At 55.2% G+C, this 458-nt stretch carries 1 protein-coding gene; it reads left to right on the top strand.

Features of this window, described 5'->3' with window-relative positions:
- Positions 1-458 (top strand): Bax inhibitor-1 family protein (locus ACTHSP_RS21890; RefSeq protein ID WP_440346997.1); only part of this gene is annotated, 458 nt, incomplete at both ends.

Below are 458 nucleotides of genomic sequence, written 5' to 3'. Positions count from 1 at the left end.
ATCGAGAAAAACCGTTACAGCAACGTCGGCGTAGCCCTGTTGATGATCTTCACTTTCGGCATGGGCCTTGCCATCAGCCCTATGTTGCAATACGCCCTGGCAATTAACAACGGCGCACAAATCGTCGGTACGGCCGCCGCCATGACCGCCGGTGTATTCTTCACCATGTCCGCCATGGCACGCCGCACCACAATGAACATGAACAAACTTGGCAGCTTCCTCGGTGCCGGTGCGATCGTGCTCATGATTGCCGTTGTGGCCAACATCTTCCTCAACATCCCTGCCCTGAGCCTGACCATCGCGGCCGGCTTCGTTGTCTTCAGCTCCCTGATGATTATGTGGCAGGTGCGTACCGTTATCGACGGCGGCGAAGACAGCCACATCAGCGCGGCGCTGACCATCTTCATCTCCATCTACAACATTTTCAGCAGCCTCTTGAGAATCCTCATCTCTATTAG

The organism is Neisseria sp. P0001.S005 (assembly GCF_051963715.1).
The sequence above is the reverse complement of the archived record's forward strand: the minus strand, read 5'-3'. Positions and strand labels throughout refer to the sequence as shown.